The 17,846-nt window shown below is 43.1% G+C and carries 13 protein-coding genes; 10 read left to right on the plus strand and 3 right to left on the minus strand.

From position 1 onward, the window contains the following. Positions 1-51 precede the first annotated feature (51 nt). The 3 genes from rpe to F597_RS0113140 form a co-directional block, all read right to left on the minus strand. A complete protein-coding gene (gene rpe, locus F597_RS0113130; protein ID WP_026327442.1) occupies positions 52-702 on the minus strand; it encodes a ribulose-phosphate 3-epimerase in 651 nt (216 codons plus the stop codon). Between the two features lie 112 nt (positions 703-814). Next, positions 815-1,201, minus strand: coding sequence for a hypothetical protein (locus tag F597_RS0113135; RefSeq protein ID WP_139224176.1), 387 nt, complete (start codon positions 1,199-1,201; stop codon positions 815-817). Positions 1,202-1,415: 214 nt separating this feature from the next. After that, entirely contained in the window at positions 1,416-4,328 is a 2,913-nt protein-coding gene (locus tag F597_RS0113140; RefSeq protein WP_169337980.1) for an ATP-binding protein, read from the minus strand. A gap of 270 nt (positions 4,329-4,598) precedes the next feature. Between F597_RS0113140 and F597_RS0113145 the strand changes: the two genes are divergently transcribed. The 10 genes from F597_RS0113145 to F597_RS0113195 all read left to right on the plus strand — a co-directional run bounded on the left by F597_RS0113145 (position 4,599) and on the right by F597_RS0113195 (position 17,846). Next, positions 4,599-5,054, plus strand: coding sequence for a calycin-like domain-containing protein (locus tag F597_RS0113145; RefSeq protein WP_026327443.1), 456 nt, complete (start codon positions 4,599-4,601; stop codon positions 5,052-5,054). 6 nt (positions 5,055-5,060) lie between these two features. Continuing rightward, positions 5,061-5,726 (plus strand): HmuY family protein, encoded by a 666-nt coding sequence (locus F597_RS0113150; RefSeq protein ID WP_019540215.1) that lies wholly within the window; start codon positions 5,061-5,063, stop codon positions 5,724-5,726. Between the two features lie 13 nt (positions 5,727-5,739). After that, positions 5,740-7,671: a TonB-dependent receptor plug domain-containing protein gene (locus tag F597_RS0113155; RefSeq protein ID WP_019540216.1), complete on the plus strand. Its 1,932-nt coding sequence runs from the start codon at positions 5,740-5,742 to the stop codon at positions 7,669-7,671. A gap of 227 nt (positions 7,672-7,898) precedes the next feature. Then, a complete protein-coding gene (locus F597_RS20820) occupies positions 7,899-8,279 on the plus strand; it encodes a hypothetical protein (protein WP_139224175.1) in 381 nt (126 codons plus the stop codon). A 79-nt stretch (positions 8,280-8,358) separates the two neighbouring features. Then, positions 8,359-9,072, plus strand: a complete 714-nt coding sequence (locus tag F597_RS0113170) for a cation diffusion facilitator family transporter (protein WP_019540219.1) — start codon at positions 8,359-8,361, stop codon at positions 9,070-9,072. Between the two features lie 352 nt (positions 9,073-9,424). After that, positions 9,425-10,030, plus strand: a complete 606-nt coding sequence (locus F597_RS0113175; protein WP_026327444.1) for an HmuY family protein — start codon at positions 9,425-9,427, stop codon at positions 10,028-10,030. Positions 10,031-10,110: 80 nt separating this feature from the next. After that, complete coding sequence (locus F597_RS0113180) at positions 10,111-12,318, plus strand: TonB-dependent receptor (RefSeq protein ID WP_019540221.1); 2,208 nt, start codon at positions 10,111-10,113, stop codon at positions 12,316-12,318. Between the two features lie 40 nt (positions 12,319-12,358). Further along, positions 12,359-16,468 carry a cobaltochelatase subunit CobN gene (locus F597_RS0113185; RefSeq protein ID WP_019540222.1) on the plus strand — a complete coding sequence of 1,370 codons (4,110 nt, stop codon included), beginning with the start codon at positions 12,359-12,361 and terminating at the stop codon, positions 16,466-16,468. Positions 16,469-16,566: 98 nt separating this feature from the next. After that, positions 16,567-17,250, plus strand: a complete 684-nt coding sequence (locus tag F597_RS0113190; protein ID WP_019540223.1) for a hypothetical protein — start codon at positions 16,567-16,569, stop codon at positions 17,248-17,250. Then, entirely contained in the window at positions 17,250-17,846 is a 597-nt protein-coding gene (locus tag F597_RS0113195; protein WP_019540224.1) for a MotA/TolQ/ExbB proton channel family protein, read from the plus strand. The genes F597_RS0113190 and F597_RS0113195 overlap by 1 nt, the downstream gene beginning before the upstream one ends.

The following is a 17,846-nucleotide window of genomic DNA, read 5'->3' on the forward strand; positions in this document are numbered from 1 at the left end:
GTTCTGTAAAAGAAAAGCCGGATACCTTCTTTTTCCTGCTAAAAGGCGATTTTACAGCATTTTTAATTGGTGGATGGTTTCCTCAGGATGCTCTGAAGAGAATACAAAACTACCGGCAACCAACACATCAGCACCTGCATCAACCAACCTTTTGCCAGTTTCCAGATTTATCCCGCCATCCACTTCAATCAGGGTAGAAATTTGCTGTCGCAGAATCATCTCTTTGAGCATGGCTGTTTTCCTGACGGAATGCTCAATAAATTGTTGCCCGCCAAACCCAGGGTTCACTGACATCAAAAGTACCATGTCCAGGTCGGGAAGGATATCTTCGAGGACCGACACAGGGGTATGCGGATTCAGGGTGACAACCGGCTTCATCCCTTTTTTCCTTATCTCCTGTATCACCCGGTGCAGGTGTATACAAGCCTCGTAATGCACATTCATGTAGGTCGCACCCGTAGCAGCGATTTCATTGATAAACTTTTCAGGTTGTACGATCATCAGATGTACATCCAGCGGTTTTTGGGTTACTTTTTTCAAGAGGTCGATCACCGGAAATCCGAAGGATATGTTGGGCACGAAAACTCCATCCATGATATCCAGGTGGATCCAATCGGCCTCGCTGCGATTCAGCATTTCGATGTCCCTTTCAAGGTTCAGAAAATTAGCCGCCAACAGCGACGGCGCTACCATTGTGCCCATACGTTTCAAAATTTATAGATTCAAAGTTAGTAAAAAATGATTACAGGGCAAAATCGTCTTTTCTTCTTCTATTGAAAGGAAAAAATCAAAATCAATTTCAAAGATCTTACTTTCACCGGGTCGTAAAGAAGGAGTAATCGCCTATAACATCCATATTCATATTGGCTATCGCTTCTGCCGCACTGCCTGAAACCGGAGTTCCGGCGACTTCTGTTACTTCGGTACCACTAAGGCTGACAGGTATTCCCCATCCGTCTGTTGTTTTAGGGCCATAGAGGTTTGACTCAGATGTATTGAGATAGAAATCTCCGATATTACCGAGGCTGGCAGGTGGAGCGACCATACCGCTGAAAATAGTATTTCCGTTGTCACCTTTGACCTTTTGGATCCCTTGCAGATCCTGTTCGTTTTGCAAACTTTTTCTTTCTCCTAAAATCATTCCGGTAGTAAGTAATGCTCCCAAACCTGCCGCACTCAAAAATAGAATTACTTTTTTCACTTCGCTTGATTTTTAATAAAATGTTATTCACCAAAGAAAGGGCATTCGCAAACATAATAGGGATGGGGGCTGAAATGTTAGGATTTTTCATTCGGAAATTTGTACAAATCACGCATTAACAAAAAATGTATTTGTATTATTTGTGCAGGAAATAGATTTAAATTATTGATATTAAGAGTATAAAAAGTGCAATTTCCCCGGGAGTTGTCTGCGATCATACGGGTGTTGAGCGTCCTCTGGGTAAACGTCGGTATTGAGAAGGAGTTACATTGGTGTGTTTTTTAAAGATGCGTGAGAAATAAGCGGCATCGTAGAATCCGCATTCCGCTGCTATGTCCGCAATAGATTTATCCTCTGACATTAATTTCTTCTTGGCGTAGTCGACACGTAAATTAGTAATATATATAGATGATGTGTAGCCGGATATGGCATTCAGCTTCCGGTTAAGTTGCGACGGGCTTATACACAGTTTTTCTGCAAGTGCTATGGACGAAAAGTCGGGATTATGCATTTCACGGTAAATAATATCTGTTGTCTTCTGAAGAAATTCCATATTGACATCCTTTACCGGGGGAGTATCTTCTTTGAAGATTGTGCGCATGTATTTTTTCTTGAGCAGGCGCCGGTTTTCGAGCAACGTTTCAATTTGTACCAGTAATTCATCGGGATGGAACGGTTTTCGTATATATGCATCTGCACCATGCTTCAACCCTTTCAGTTGGTCGTCCATCCCACTTTTTGCCGTTAGCAGGATTATTGGGATATGGTTTAGCAGTTCCGAGTTGCGAATGTCGTTGCAGAATGTCAACCCGTCTTTGTTCGGCATCATGATATCCGAAATAATTATATCCGGAACCAGTTCGTTGGACAATTTCAAACCTTCCTCCCCATCCCGGGCCGTTATGGTGTTGTATTTGGGCGAAAGTAGCGCTTTTATGTAAAGTATCACATCTTCACTATCTTCAATCAGCAGGATCGTCGCGTTCACATCTGTTTTAGGTGATTTTCCCTTTTCGTATGACCTGACAAACCGGCTGTTTCGTTGTGCTATCCTGGTTGCTTCTGTTGGGGAGGGTTGTTGCCTGTCTTCCGGGTTCCATACCGGCAAAATCCATTCTTCCGATTGTCGTAACGGTAATGTTACCGTAAATACGGAACCTTTTTTTTCCTCGCTGTCTGCCGTTATTTTTCCGTGCATGATTTCAACCAGTTGACGGGTATAATTTAAACCGATACCACTTCCTCTTTTTTTATCGGATTGACCGCTCTGATAAAAAAGATCAAAAATCCGCTCTATCTCTTCTTTCGGAATGCCTTTGCCGGTATCGGTAACTTTCAGTGCGACCTCCTTGTTTTTAACCGTTGAGACCGATACAGAGACCTCATCACCCGGGAGGCTGAATTTCAAAGCATTCGACAATAGATTTTGCAGGATATCATCAATGTAGTGTGGCACAAAATCCATTTCAATAACCGGTTCGCTACTGGAAAAATATAACCTGATATTGTTGTTTTGCGCGTACAGGCGGAACGAATCAACCATCATCTGCACATAAACGGAGATATTTCCTCTTTGCCATTCGGGGTTGTCCATACCTGCATTTATTTTTGCCATGTTCAGCAATTGGTTTACTAATGTAAGCAAGTGTGTGCCCTGTCGGTCTATGGCTTTAAGGTAATAGCTGGACTCGGCGTGAGTGGAATTTTTCTCTTCCTGTAAATGTCTGCTTAATCCCAGGATTACGGTGAGTGGCGTGCGGAATTCGTGGGTTATATTTGTGAAAAAATTGGTTCTTAACCGGCTGAGTCTCCGGAGTATCTTGTTGCTTCTGGTGCGATGTCTGTAAGCATAAAAAAGAGTTGCCGATAAGAGTATGAGGAGGAAGACAATGATAAAAGAAGCCGTGAGGATGATTTTTTTCTGCCGGGTTTCCATCTCGTTCCGGATGTTCAGTTGGGTAATGTATTGTCTGTTTTTATCACGCTCGTAGTTTACGCGTGTATCGATGATATGATTCAGTTTCTGTGCATTACGGACACTGTCTTGATAAGCCTCGCTGAGTTTGTAATTCTTTAGTGCGTCGGCGAAATTGCCCCGCTTTAGGTTATATTGATGCAACAGGTCGTATGTTTCCGAAAGATGTTGCGGCGATTCAATGTGATTCGCTGCTTCTTTTGCCAGATCAATCTGTTTTTTCGCTGCTGCAAAGTCATTTTTCACCAACCGGATGCGTGCTATCGCCAGGCAGGCCTCCAGCCAGTGCCATGTGTCAGAAATATTTCCCATGATTTCGTAAGCCTGTTGGTATTCACGTTCCGCTTCATCGTATTGCTCCTGCAATTCGTGGATATGCCCGAAATGGATATGGCACAACCCGATTCCCAACTGTGATTGGGCAATCTGGTTTTGCTCCATGGAATACTGATAATAGGTAAAGGCTGAATCATACATCTGTTTTTCCTGGAAAATTACACCGATATTGGCGTAATTTATAGCTTGTCCTACCGGGCTGTTCAACGCTTTTTCTTCTGCAAGCGCTTCACGGAGCAACTTTTCGGCTTCATCATAATTGTCGAATGAAAGATAAATGATGCCAATGCCGTTCAACGCCATCACACGGTTTTTCCTGCCTTTGTATTCATTTCTTCCGGAATGGGATTCGGCCATTTGCAGTGCCTGGTAATGATACCCGGAGGCTTCCGGGAAGGCACCTATCCGCCGGAAATCAGTCCCTAAATTATTCAGGGCCTCCGTAATACCGATGGTGTCTTTTATATTGTAGGCGGCAACCAATCCCTGTTGATGATAAGCGATGGCATTCGAGAAATCGGACATCTCCCGCATCCGTTTCCCTAATTCCCTGCAGAGTATGGAAATGGCCACTTCGTCCTGAGAAGCAATACTCTGTTCCAGCAATATACGCATAGAGTCGGTAGGGAAACCCGGTGAGATCTTATCTTCCCATTTTTTCTTGTATTCTTCTGAAAATTGTTGTTTTTTATCGTCTTGTGCGCATGAAAAAGTTAAGAATAGGACAAGCAAGATTACACCTGTTTTTAAAAGAGCAGATATCCCGCTGAAAATGCAGACAGCGTATTGACTTGAAAATCCTAATTGTAAGCGCATTGCCATGATTTATTGCACAAATGTAATCAAAATATCAAATCTGCAAACAAGACCTAAAATTTTAACTAATAAAAGGAAAGAAACAAGCAGGGATATAAATAAAATCTATTTTTTATTTTATATACCTATAAGTAGGGATAAAACCTCGCTAATTTCATAATTTTTAGGGATTGTATGCTTCTTATATACCCTCTATTTTTGCAATCGTAAGTCAAGACTATAATTTGGCTTAGCTGAACAATTCAAATCACCTGTTAAATTTTTAACGACATGAAACTAAGAACTCAATTGACTATGTTGGTTGCCGTATTGTGTATGGCATCATGCGAAAAGAACGATGAATCTGAAATCAATCTTGCACAGGATATTGCGGGAGTCTATAATGGACAATTGACATTATCGGTTGGAAGCACTGCCATGGATCCGGTAGAAAACAGTAAAGTAACCATTAAACATCAGGAAGACGGAAAAGCCGAGGTCACCCTGGCAGGATTTGGCGAGGGGGCCATGAGCTTTCAGGATATTGTGATAAAGGATGTGGTAGTAACAAAAGGTGGCAATGATACTTATTCCTTAGTTGGGGACATAGATGCGATGAGCGGTACGACAAACGTAACCGGCAATGTAGAGGGAACCGTAATAAAAGGCGGTAAAGCCAATATCACATTTACCCTGAAACCCGGTGCCATGCCGATGAGCATTAATGCTGTTTTCAACGGACAATAATGAGAGATGAAACCTGTTATTCTTTTCATCAAACTAATCATGCTGGGAATGATCTTCCTGTCATTTCCGGCATGTAACGGTATTTTAGGAGGTATTTACGACGAACCGTTAGCCGAAGAAAAGAACGAGTTCGGCTTTATCGAAACGGATGAGACAAACAATTCCGGTACCGTTTATATAGACGCTACAAGCTATACCAAATGGACGTACATAGATTTTCATACACTTACTGTGGACTCACTTGAAATAAGTGAAGAGATGCAGGAACCCGAAAACTGGGACATCGCCATCCACCGCTACGACGCCAAAACCAACGGAGCTTTCGTCCTCGAAACGGGATTCACAGGGCTTTCGACGATTAAAGCCTCTGGAGAGATCCCTGAAGGGGGTTATGTCTCCGATGAGTGGACAACGAACAAAATTGTAGTGGATATGTCGGGAATGATGGATGGAAAACTTAAATATGCCGAGTCATACTACAATCGGGAGCTTTCCAAATGGCTGTTTGTGGATACGAGTACTATGCCGCCCGGTTACAATCCGTCAAACAAGGTGTATGTCATCAGGTTAAAAGACAATACAGTTGCTGCCGTCCGGCTTCGGAACTTTATGAACGCCTCGGGTGTAAAAGGCTATATGACCATAGACTATATTTATCCTTTTGAAGTGTAAAGAAAACGTTATTATGCAAAAAATATTGGTAGCAGCATTATTTCTGTCAGGATGCTGTTCCCTTATAAATCCTGTTTCGGCACAATCTATCGATACCGGAACTGTTTTAGACAGTGCCGCATACGACACGCTACTCGACGAGATTGTGGTTACAGGCACCCGCAGTCCCAAAATGCTGAAGAATTCACCGGTCATCACCAAAGTATTTACTGAAAGCGAGATACGAAAAGTGGACGTAACGCATATCGGAGAGTTGCTCCAGTCGGAACTTCCGGGTATCGAGTTTACCTATTCCATGAACCAGCAGGTGTCGCTCAATATGCAGGGTTTCGGCGGAAATTCCGTCCTTTTTCTTGTAGACGGAGAACGGATTGCGGGTGAAACGTTAGAGAACATAGACTACAGCCGGCTCAACCTCGATAATGTGCAGCGTATTGAGATCATCAAAGGTGCAGCTTCATCGCTCTACGGGTCGAATGCCGTGGGAGGCGTGGTGAACATTATCAGCAAAACCTCTGCGGAACCGTTACATGTTAATTTCAACAGCCGGTTGGCAACGAACAACGAGCAACGTCACGGTGGAAGCATAAGCTTCAATACAGGACGGTTGAATAGTGCGACCAATGTACAATATGCTTCTGCAGGCGAACTCAAAATGAAAAATGAAGGAGTCTATTCCAAAGTGTACGGCAACCGTACGGTAAATGTCAAAGAGCGGTTGCAATATAATCTGGACGACAACTTTAAACTTACCGGACGAGGGGGATATTTTTTCCGCGAGCGTGATTCCCAGGTCAGTAGCAAAGATCGTTATCGCAGTTTTAACGGAGGGGCAAAAGGGGAATATGCCTTTCATGAAAAAAGTAATCTGGAGCTGGCATACTCGTTTGACCAATACGACAAAAGCAGCTTTTTGGTTGAAGACCGCCTCGATGTACGCAATTACAGCAATGTGCAGCATAATTTGAAAGGATTGTATAACTATTCTTTCAATAGCAAAAATATACTGACGGTAGGTGGCGACTATATGCGCGATTACCTGATGAGTTACCAGTTCAAGGACAATGCCAGTTACCTGCAACACGTAGCGGATGTTTTTGCCCAATACGATTGGACAGCCACCGAAAAACTGAATATAATCAGCGGGTTACGCTACGACTATTTCTCCGATGCGGATGTCAGCCATCTTTCACCCAAAATCGGGTTGATGTTCAAACAGGGACGCTCCACCTTCCGGGGCTCTTATGCCGGCGGTTTTCGTGCTCCTACCCTCAAAGAAATGTATATGAGTTTCGATATGGCAAGTGTTTTTATGATCTATGGAAATCAGGATCTGAAAGCCGAATCGAGCCATAATTTTTCCCTTTCCGGTGAGTATACCAGGCAGTATTATAATTTTTCGCTGACGGGGTATCACAATATTGTGGACAACCGTATCACAACCGTGTGGAATACGGATTTGAAAGGGATGCAATATATGAATATTGCAAAAATCAATATTACAGGCATCGACGCGAATGCTTCCGTCAGGTTACCGGGTGGCATAGGCGCCCGACTCTCTTATGCTTTTACGCATGAAAGAATAGAAAAAGGGCAACCACTGTTATCGCAAACACGCCCTCATGCTGCCACAGCCCGCATAGAATATGGCAAGACATGGAAAAAATACGGTTTTAATATAGCGTTGAACGGACGTCTCCTTTCGAAGCTCACCACCCATGAATATACGTCGCTCACCTCCTATGAAGAGATGGAGGAGGTTACCTATCCCGGATATACGATCTGGAAACTCAGCCTGATGCAAACCTTTCGACAGGGGATTAACCTGATTGTCGGTATCGATAACCTGTTCAATTACGTTCCCGACTACTATTACAGTAATTCCCCCTATACGACAGGTACTACATTTTCTGCCGGAGTCTCGATAGACATCAACAGATTTTGAACAGCAATACCCTGATATTATGATATAAGTTGGAAAAAATGATAATTTATAGGGATTGGTATCTATTTCGGTTATGGATAACTTTGCCCGTATAGAAATTTCTCTTAAGAATATATTAGAAAATGAGGAGAATCCTCCTTCTTATGCAATAGGATGGGGTATACATTCTTAGCGGTAATTTTGGGGAATAGACAGGTTGTTTTAACTTTGTGAACATGAAATCAATCATGAACATAATACTAATAATGATAGTTTTGGGAATAGGATTTCCAAGAGAGGTATTATATAGTATTGTTCATGTTTCCGATCTTATAGAACACTTTTATGAACATAAAGCCGAAAATGAGGAAACTTCTTTTCTTGATTTTGTTAAGAAGCATACAGGGCAACCCAGCCATGAGCACAAAGACAAACATGCTCATGACGATTTACCTTTTAATCACTTTCATCAGTCATTAGAACAGAATCAAGTCTGGAATATTGCTACTTTCAAAAGTAATATTCTGAGATTAAAAAGAAATACAACCACTTTACTTATAGTATTTAAGGAAAGTCTGTATTATTCCGGATATCTTCAAGATATTTGGCAACCGCCAAATAGGAGTTAATGTATTATTTTTATTGTATTTTTTATCGTGTTGTGCTTTCACATTGCACAATACCTGTTTTTCACATTAACTCACAAAAATGAAAACTCAACATAAAAAACATGACCATGTTCATAAAGGATATGAACATTCTCACAACAGACACCATCATGATCATACCTATACCAATGAACAAAGAACAAAATGGGTAGTGATACTGACGGCCGTTACTATGATTGTAGAAATAACTTTCGGTTATTTCACGAATTCAATGGCACTTTTAGCTGACGGTTGGCATATGGCTTCACACGTGTTTGCACTGGGGCTTACCTGGATTGCCTATTACGTGGCAAGGAAATATTCACAAACTGAATCGTATTCTTTCAGTAAGGGAAAGTTATTGGCTCTTTCGGGATTTACGAGTGCGGTTGTGTTGCAGATCGTAGCTGTTATTATGGCTGTGGAATCTTTTAACCGGCTATTTAATCCTGTCGAGATTTTATTTTTACAGGCTATTATAGTTGCGGTTATAGGACTGATTGTAAATGGGGTAAGCGCATTATTTCTGCACCATGACCACGACCATCACGATCATAATATCCATTCTGCCTACTTGCATGTTCTGGCAGACGGATTAACCAGTTTAACAGCAATAGTTGCTTTACTCGTGGGGATGTATTGGAAAATATATTGGTTGGATTGTCTAAGCGGGATTATAAGCTCAATTGTTATTACTAAATGGGCCGTAGATTTGATGAAAGGCTCCGGCAAAGATTTAATTGATTTCAAAAAGATCAAAACAGAACAGGGATGAAAGACCTAATGCATTTTCTGGCAAGGCTATTTCCTGATTCGTCTGAGTCATGCTGGTTATCTCATAACAGAACTTGCTAAGCCGAAACTGCTTTGAAACTAACTTTGAAATACATACAAGATTGGTCGTTAAAACAAAAGTTATGAAACTATTTTGATTTATTTATGCAGTCCCGGATGGATTACAGGTACAAGAATAATGAATTATACCAAAAATGATGTCTGTTTTAATAACAATACCCTAATATTATGATATAAGTTGGAAAAAATGATAATTTATAGGGATTGTGGTGGCGGTTAATTACCAATAACTTTGCGTTTTTATTATATAATAACAACTTTAATATAAGAAAATGAAAAAGTTTGGTTTTTTAATGCTGCTCAGCGTCTTATTCTTGGCTGCTTGCGATAAGGATGACAAAGAGCCGGCTCTTCCGGGTGAAGTAAAAGATGTGAAATTTGAAGATGTCAGATCATATACCGAGTGGAAATATTTCTCTTTCTCGAAAGGAGAGTTTGTTACCGTTACTGATTATCAAAACGATCTGACGTGGGATATTGCTTTCCATCGGGGTGATGTCCGCCTGAATGGAGGTACGTCGGGTAAAGGAAAAGGGGAAGCGATTAATACCCAGCAAACAAATTGGAATGCGGTGACGGAAGCGCCTGCGAGTGGTTATATAAAAGACCAGATCGGAAAGATTACAACTGCATTTACAGGGGATGGTATAACGGAAGAGGATCAGCCTTTTTCTCAGACAGTTACGACGTGGCTGACGGTTGATACAAGCAACCCGCCTCCCAAATATACTGTTCATAATTGGATCTATGTTGTGAAAGCCGCAGATGGTAACTATGTAAAACTTTGGTTGTACGACAATAAAGACGAGAAGAATGCTGCGGGCTACGTTAGCTTCAGATATCAGTACAATGCAAGCGGAAGCACCAAGTTCAACTAAAAGATATTAATAAGAGAAAATAGGCAAGATTGTCTGATAGTTTTCACTGTTCAGGCAATCTTGTTTTTTAGATAATAGGTATGAGGATTATACTGTTGGCAATATTTTTTATCACCGTTATTGGGCTTAACGCCCAGCACCAGCGGATAGAAGGCCGGATTATTGATTGCAGGTCGCAGGAAGGTATACATCTTGTCAGTGTAGGAATACTTGGTACAACCAAAGGGGCTATTTCCGACGAATCGGGAAAATTCGTTATTGAAGAAGTACAGGAAGGTGATTATACCTTTGCCGTTTCATCGATCGGTTATGAGGATAAGCGCATACCGGTTTCCGTTCCCTCAAAAAATGAAAGTCCGATAATCATCATATCGCTGTGCGAACAGGCGATTGATCTGGATCAGGTTGTTGTGACGGCAACCCGTACCGAACGGTTGTTGAAAAATGTTCCCATACAAACCCAGATGATTTCGGCCAAAGCCATTGAGCGCATGCAGGTAACCAATTTCAGGGATTTACTGGAATACGAACTGTCCGGGGTAGAGTTTACCAACAATGGCGGTTATGCTAATATCAATATGCTTGGCTTCGGAGGCAAATATGTGTTGTTTCTGGTGGACGGTGAACGTATGGCGGGCGAAACGTTCGACAACATAGATTATAACCGGGTAGATATGGACAATGTGCAGCAAATCGAGATTGTGAAAGGAGCCGCATCTTCCCTCTACGGTTCCAATGCAGTCGGAGGAGTGATCAATATCATTACCCAAAAGCCACGGAAAGCATTTGAAACAGGAGCTAATGTCAGATTCGGTAGTAATAACGAACAGAATTACCGCTATACCGTAGGCACACGCAGAAAATGGGGATATGCAAACCTGACAGCATCGTTCAAATCGATGGACCCCTACTTGCTGAAAGACCGGGAACCTCTTACTCAATGGTTTGCCAACGGGGATAAAGTGGAATATCCGTTAAGCGAAACTTATATCGCCGGATACAAGGATTACAGTTTTAATCCCCGGGTAGGGATAGATGTTTCTGAGAAGTTACATTTAGAGACAAAAGGGGGATATTATTTCAAGGAGAGAAACCCCGGAGGTTTGGACGGAACAAAAGTTACCGACCGCTATTACAACTATTCGGGCGGAGTAAAGGCGGATTACAAAATATCGGATAACCAGCATTTGCAAATTTCCGGAAACTTCGATCGATATGACAAGTTCAAATACTACAAATTGTTGAGCGAAAAAGAAAAAACCTATGAAAATTCCCAACAGCGATTCAATGGGATGTATACCCATTCTTTCGCTGCGGGACACTCGTTGGTGGCAGGTGCGGAATATTTTTCCGATAATTTGATGACATTTATGTTTGAGAGCGACGGAAGCAATGCAAAGCGTGATGCGCAGACTTATGCCGTTTATACCCAGCAGGAATGGCTGTTGGCTGAAAAAATTATACTCGTAACAGGTTTGCGTTACGATTATCATTCACAATTTAAGGGTCATCTTACACCCCGTCTATCGGCGATGTTTAAGTTTACTCCCCGGTTTACCGTCCGGGGTGGATATTCAGGCGGTTTCCGTTCTCCCACTCTCAAGGAACTATATACCGATTGGTTCCATCCCAATGGTGGAGGATTTCAGATTATCGGTAACAAAGGTATGAAGGCAGAGAAAAGTAATAACTTCAACCTCTCTGCCGAACTGTCTCTCGGGAAAACGGTTATCACTGCCATGACACAATATTCCCTTATCGAAGATATGGTAAGTACACTGTGGGCAAACCAGGATACAGTGCTGTATGCCAATATTGGGGATGCCAATGTATGGAGTACGGAGTTATCGGTTACCAGCCAGATAACCAACAACCTTTCTTTGAAAGTAGCTTCCTCTGTAGTGACCGATAATCTTGGGAAAAGGTCGATTATACGTCCCTTTTCGACCACCGGGCGGATAGACTATATCATTCCTGTTTTCGGGAAATATAATCCTACTATCAGTCTCAGTGGAAAATATTTCGGGGGAATGGATATTTACGGAACCGGCGATATTACGGATACGGACAATGAAACGGGGATCGAGAAGGAAATTTCCGAAGAATACAAGGTGCATTATGACGGGTATGCTATTTGCCGGCTGTCATTTGCGCAGACGCTTCCATTTAATCTGACGTTAAATGCCGGGATAAATAATCTTTTTGATTACAAGACTAAGTTTTCAAGTTTCTATTCGAGTATATCGCCCGGAAGGACATATTATATCGGATTAAAATGGAAACTATAAGAAAAAATACTGAAAATCAGTAAATAATTCATTCATCTATATGAATACAAAAAAGAAATATACGCTCATCGCTTTATGCGCCCTGGTTATTATTGTAGCAGGATGGATCGCCTGGCAGAAAATGGCTGCTCCCACCAGAATCGCCTTGTTTAATTTCCAGTCTTTTCAGGTATCGAATATCTCGTTATCGAACACCGATAAATTTATAAAATTCGAAGAGGTTTCGGTGGAAGAGGTCGGTAAATTGAAAAATTATGATTTTGTGCTGGGTTTCGGTATGGGGCTGAAAGTGTCGGAAGAGCAGCGGGCACAAATCCAGTCGGCAGCCGACAAGGGTACGCCGGTTTATATGTTTGCCGTTACCAATCCGCAAAATAATATCTGCAACCTGGACAGTACGGATTTAGAGCAGATATCCGGTTATCTTAGCAGCGGTAATAAGGCCAATTACCAGAATATGGCGCGTTATATACGCCGCAATATAGACAAGAAAATCCTGTTTGCCACCGAGGCAGAGCCTGTAGTGGAAAGTGTGTCTGATGCTTTTTTTCATATCGATGAGAATGTGTCTTTCGAAGAGGTGAATGAATATGAGGCATATCTCAAAAAGCAGGCCTTTTACAAGGACGGAGCCGATAAGGTAGCTATTATTGCCGGTATTCATGATCCGTTCAGTGGTAATAAAGAGCATCTGGACAGCCTGATCGTGTCGCTGCAGAATTCGGGATTGAATGTGTATCCCATATCTTCAATGACAAAACGCATGGATTTCCTGGAACAGGTGAAACCTGATGCGGTGGTTTATTTTCCACACGGACGTCTTTTGATGGGACAGCCGGATGCAGCCGTGGAATGGTTAAAGAGCCGGAATATTCCTGTTTTTACGCCGATTACTATTCTGCAACTGAAAGAAGACTGGATGAAAGATCCGATGGGAATGTTCGGCGGGTTTATGGGACAGACCATCGTCATGCCGGAACTTGATGGCGCCATTTATCCTTATTCCCTGGTAGCCCAGGAAAAAAACAATGAGGATCTTTATGTTTTCAGAACAATCCCCGACAGGCTTGAAAGTTTCACGGCGATTGTCAATAACATGATAGCCCTCAAACATAAGAAAAATGCGGAAAAAAAAGTCGCTATCTATTATTTTAAGGGAGCAGGACAGGAAACATTGGCAGCGCAGGGTCTGGAAACCGTGCCTGCCCTCTATAACCTGTTGAAGCGTTTAAAAGCCGAAGGGTACAAGGTGGATAACCTCCCGGCAACCGAAAAAGAGTTCGAGAATCTGTTGATGACACAAGGTTCGGTGTTGAGCACCTATGCCGAAGGGGCTTTCGACGATTTCCTGAAGAACGGTCATCCGCAACTGATTAAAAAGCCGGATTATGAAAGATGGATAAACCAAACCTTATCGAAAGAATTATATAAAGAAGTGACCGATGTTTACGGCGAAGCACCGGGAGCCTATATGAGTGTTATGGAAGATGGTGAAGAATACCTTGCCGTAGCCCGCATACAACTGGGGAATATAGTCTTGCTGCCTCAACCCATGGCGGCGTTGGGCGATGATGATTTTGCCATCGTTCATGGAGCGAAAATGCCCCCACCGCATACCTATATCGGCTCTTATTTATGGACTCAGTTCGGGTTTAAAGCTGATGCCTTGATCCATTTCGGAACACACGGCAGCCTTGAGTTCACACCACAAAAACAGGTGGCGCTGAGCAGTAACGACTGGGGCGACCGTTTAGTCGGTACCATTCCCCACTTTTACTATTACACTATCGGTAATATCGGTGAAAGCATGATGGCAAAACGGCGTTCGTATGCTACCACCATCTCTTATCTTACTCCTGCTTTCACGGAGAGCAATACCCGTTCGCAGTTCAAATCGTTACAGGATAAGATACGGGAATATTATAGAACCGGTGAAGCACAGCAACCCACAGCATCGTTAGAGGTTAAAAAGATTGCTGTGGCGATGGGTGTCCACCGCGATTTGCGTCTGGACAGCGTAATTTCCCAGCCATATACCATCGAAGAAATAGAGAGGATAGAGAACTACGCAGAAGAGATTGCCAATGAAAAGATAAACGGTCAACTTTATATTTCGGGTGAACCCTATTCCCCGGAGAAAATAAAATCTACCGTGCTGGCTATGAGCGCCGATCCGATTGCTTACAGCCTCTCCTCTCTCGATAAACAAAGAGGAAAAGTAACCGAAAACCAGTTGAAGAGCAAAACATTCTTCACACAAGCGTACCTTGATCCGGCAAAAAATCTGGTCAATCAGGTCCTGGCCGGAAAAACCGTCGATGATGAACTCGTATGTGCGGTAGCAGGGATTACCGCTGCAGAGCTGGGCGAGAGCAAAACTATTCTGAATCCACCCAAAAGAGGTATGGCTGCGATGGCGGCTGGAGCGGGTATGCCGGGACAATCCCAGGCGCCTGAATATACTAAAGAACAGAAGGAAAAGGCCCGTATGATCGCCGAGATTGAACGTACCATCCGCAACATTCTCCATTATAAATCGGCGTTGGAAGAGAGTCCCGAACTCGAGTTTAAAGCAATGATCAATGCGCTCTCCGGAGGATATGTAGCGCCTTCTTCGGGCGGTGATGCGGTGGCAAACCCCAACGGGGTTCCCACCGGAAGAAACCTCTACTCGGTAAATGCCGAAGCCACTCCGTCGGAAGTGGCCTGGGACAGAGGAGTGGGGTTGGTAAAAACCACGCTCGAGCAATATCATAAGGAGCATAGCGAGTATCCGCGTAAGGTGAGTTATACCTTCTGGAGCAGTGAGTTTATTGAAAGTGAAGGAACCACCATCGCCCAGGTATTGTACATGCTGGGCGTTGAACCGGTGCGTGATACCTACGGTCGCGTTTCCGAACTTCGGCTTATACCTGCCGAAGAGTTGGGACGTCCGCGTATCGATGTGGTTGTGCAGACATCAGGACAATTCCGTGATCTGGCGGCATCGCGTCTGATGCTTATTTCAAGAGCCGTGGAAATGGCTGCGGCGGCAAAGGACGAGAAATATGAAAACCTTGTGTCGAAAAGTACCGTTGAGATAGAACGCCAGTTGGTGGAACAGGGTATATCGCCCAAAGACGCCCGCGCCATGTCCACCCGTCGTGTATTCGGGGGAATCAACGGCATGTATGGTACAGGCATTCAGGAAATGATTACCAGCAGCGATAAATGGGAATCGGAAAAAGAAATTGCCGACGCCTATATCAATAATATGGGGGCAGATTATGGAAGCGATAAGAACTGGGGCGAATTCCAGGCAGGACTTCTCCGTACTGTGCTCAGTAATACGGATGTGATTGTCCAACCGCGTCAGAATAATACCTGGGGTGCGTTGAGCCTCGACCATGTATACGAGTTTATGGGTGGAATGAATCTGGCCATCCGCAATGTGACCGGTAAAGATCCCGACGCCTATTTTGCCGATTACCGCAACCGCAATAACGCCAAAATGCAGGATCTGAAAGAGGCCATCGGCGTTGAATCGCGCGCTACCGTGCTCAATCCCGAATATATCAAGGAGGTAATGAAGGGAGGAGCGTCGAGCGCCGCACAGATCACCGAAGTAGTCACTAATACATTCGGGTGGAACGTTACCAAACCCAATGTTATTGATAATGAACTATGGGATGAACTTTACAATGTATATGTAAAGGATAAGTTCGATCTGGGTACGGAAGAGTTTTTCAGGGAAAAAAGCCCGGCAGTACTGCAGGAAGTGACTGCCATTATGATGGAAACCGCACGGAAAGGTATGTGGAAAGCCACGCCTGAACAGCTTGCGGATATTGCCAAACTGCATACCGATCTGGTAAAAGAGTTCGGTTCTACGGGTTCGGGTTTTGCCGGAGGAAACACCAAATTGCAGGATTACATTGCTCAGACTGTAGATCCTTCCGATGCCCAGGTTTATAACAGACAGATCCGCGCGATGAAAACCCCCGGGAGCGATGCGAGCGTGACTCCGTCTGGCACCGTTCTCAAAAAAGAAGAAGTAGGGCAAATTGAGAACGGCGAAAAGAATTCACTCAACGGAATCATTGTTGCCGCAGTAGTTCTTGTGATATTTGTCATTCTTTTACTAATTTTACGTCGGAAAAGAAGAAGCTAATTGTTAGAATAAAGAACCAAGATCCAAGAATCAAGACCCATCCGGTAGATTAATACAGTCTTGGTTCTTGGCTCTTGAATCTTGTATCTCAAAAGAAGATGGAAATAATCATTCAGGTATTGATCCTGTTCATCCTTATCAACACTATTCTGAAGCTTAGCTTCTGGAAATGGTGGCAAACGGTAATTTTTGGGATTATTTGTGCGATTTTTGTGGTTTGGGTACAACAATATGCTATTGTCCAATCCAAAACGCAGCTTCACGATTATCTCTCGAACCGTCAGGCATTGCAGGATATGGCCGTGCTCATCACGGTAGAATCGGCTATCTGTTTTGCTTTTTGCTTTGCCGCGTTGAAGAACATGTTCGGAAAAAAGAAAAAGCGTTGGATACGGTTATTATACTGGTATCCCAGCCTCCTGTTGTTTCCGGTGCTGTTTTATATGCTGACACAGGCTATATTCAGCCTCTCCGGCACCAATTTCAACACTATTGCATTTACCATTGCAGGAATCACCCTTATCGCCATACCCGCCGTTTCTTCCGGTATCAAGCTTCTGCTGCCGGAAAAGGAACTGAGGCTGGAAGTACATTTCCTTGTAAGCCTGTTTGTCGCTATATTGGGATTGCTCACAACTGTAAATGGGAATGTCACCTACGCAGCAGTAAAAGAGCCGCTAAATATCCGGGCGATACTCTATTCTATTGCCCTGTTTGTGGTATTATTCGCAATAGGGTATATCTGGAACAAATATAAGTGGAAGTTTAAAAAAATCAAATAATGGAAGTTATTTCAAAAACGTTATTTTGGGTAGCCAATAGCTTATTGATACCCGATATTATTATTTTGCTGTTTCTTTTTGGTCGTTCATTGCTGCTCATCGGCAGTTTTTACGACCAGTTCATGACCAAACGGAAGAATGACAAGGCAATAGGGAATAAGATCAAAGAATTGTCGGGTCTCAGTATGGATGAGTTGAGAGCCGTTATTCCCAAAAACGACAATTCGCTTTTCATAAAGTATTTGCGGGATTTATTGACTACTCCGCCGAGTGAGGCATATTCTGATTTTTTGATTTCCAATTTCGAGAACGAGGCCGATAAAGACCTTGCCCTTTCCAAGATGCTTGCCAAAATGGGACCTGTACTCGGATTGATCGGGACGCTTATCGCCATGAGTCCGGCATTGGTAGGCCTCTCGACAGGTGATATTTCGGGAATGGCATACAATATGCAGGTGGTGTTTGCCACTACGGTCGTGGGACTTGTGGTATCCGCAATCGGATTGGTTACATTGCAGACCAAACAGCGCTGGTATGCCAAAGACGTGAATAATCTCGATTATGTTTCCCGGATTTTAACCGAAAAAAAGAATTGA

It is taken from the genome of Proteiniphilum acetatigenes DSM 18083 (genome assembly GCF_000380985.1).
Classification (GTDB): Bacteria; Bacteroidota; Bacteroidia; order Bacteroidales; family Dysgonomonadaceae; genus Proteiniphilum; species Proteiniphilum acetatigenes.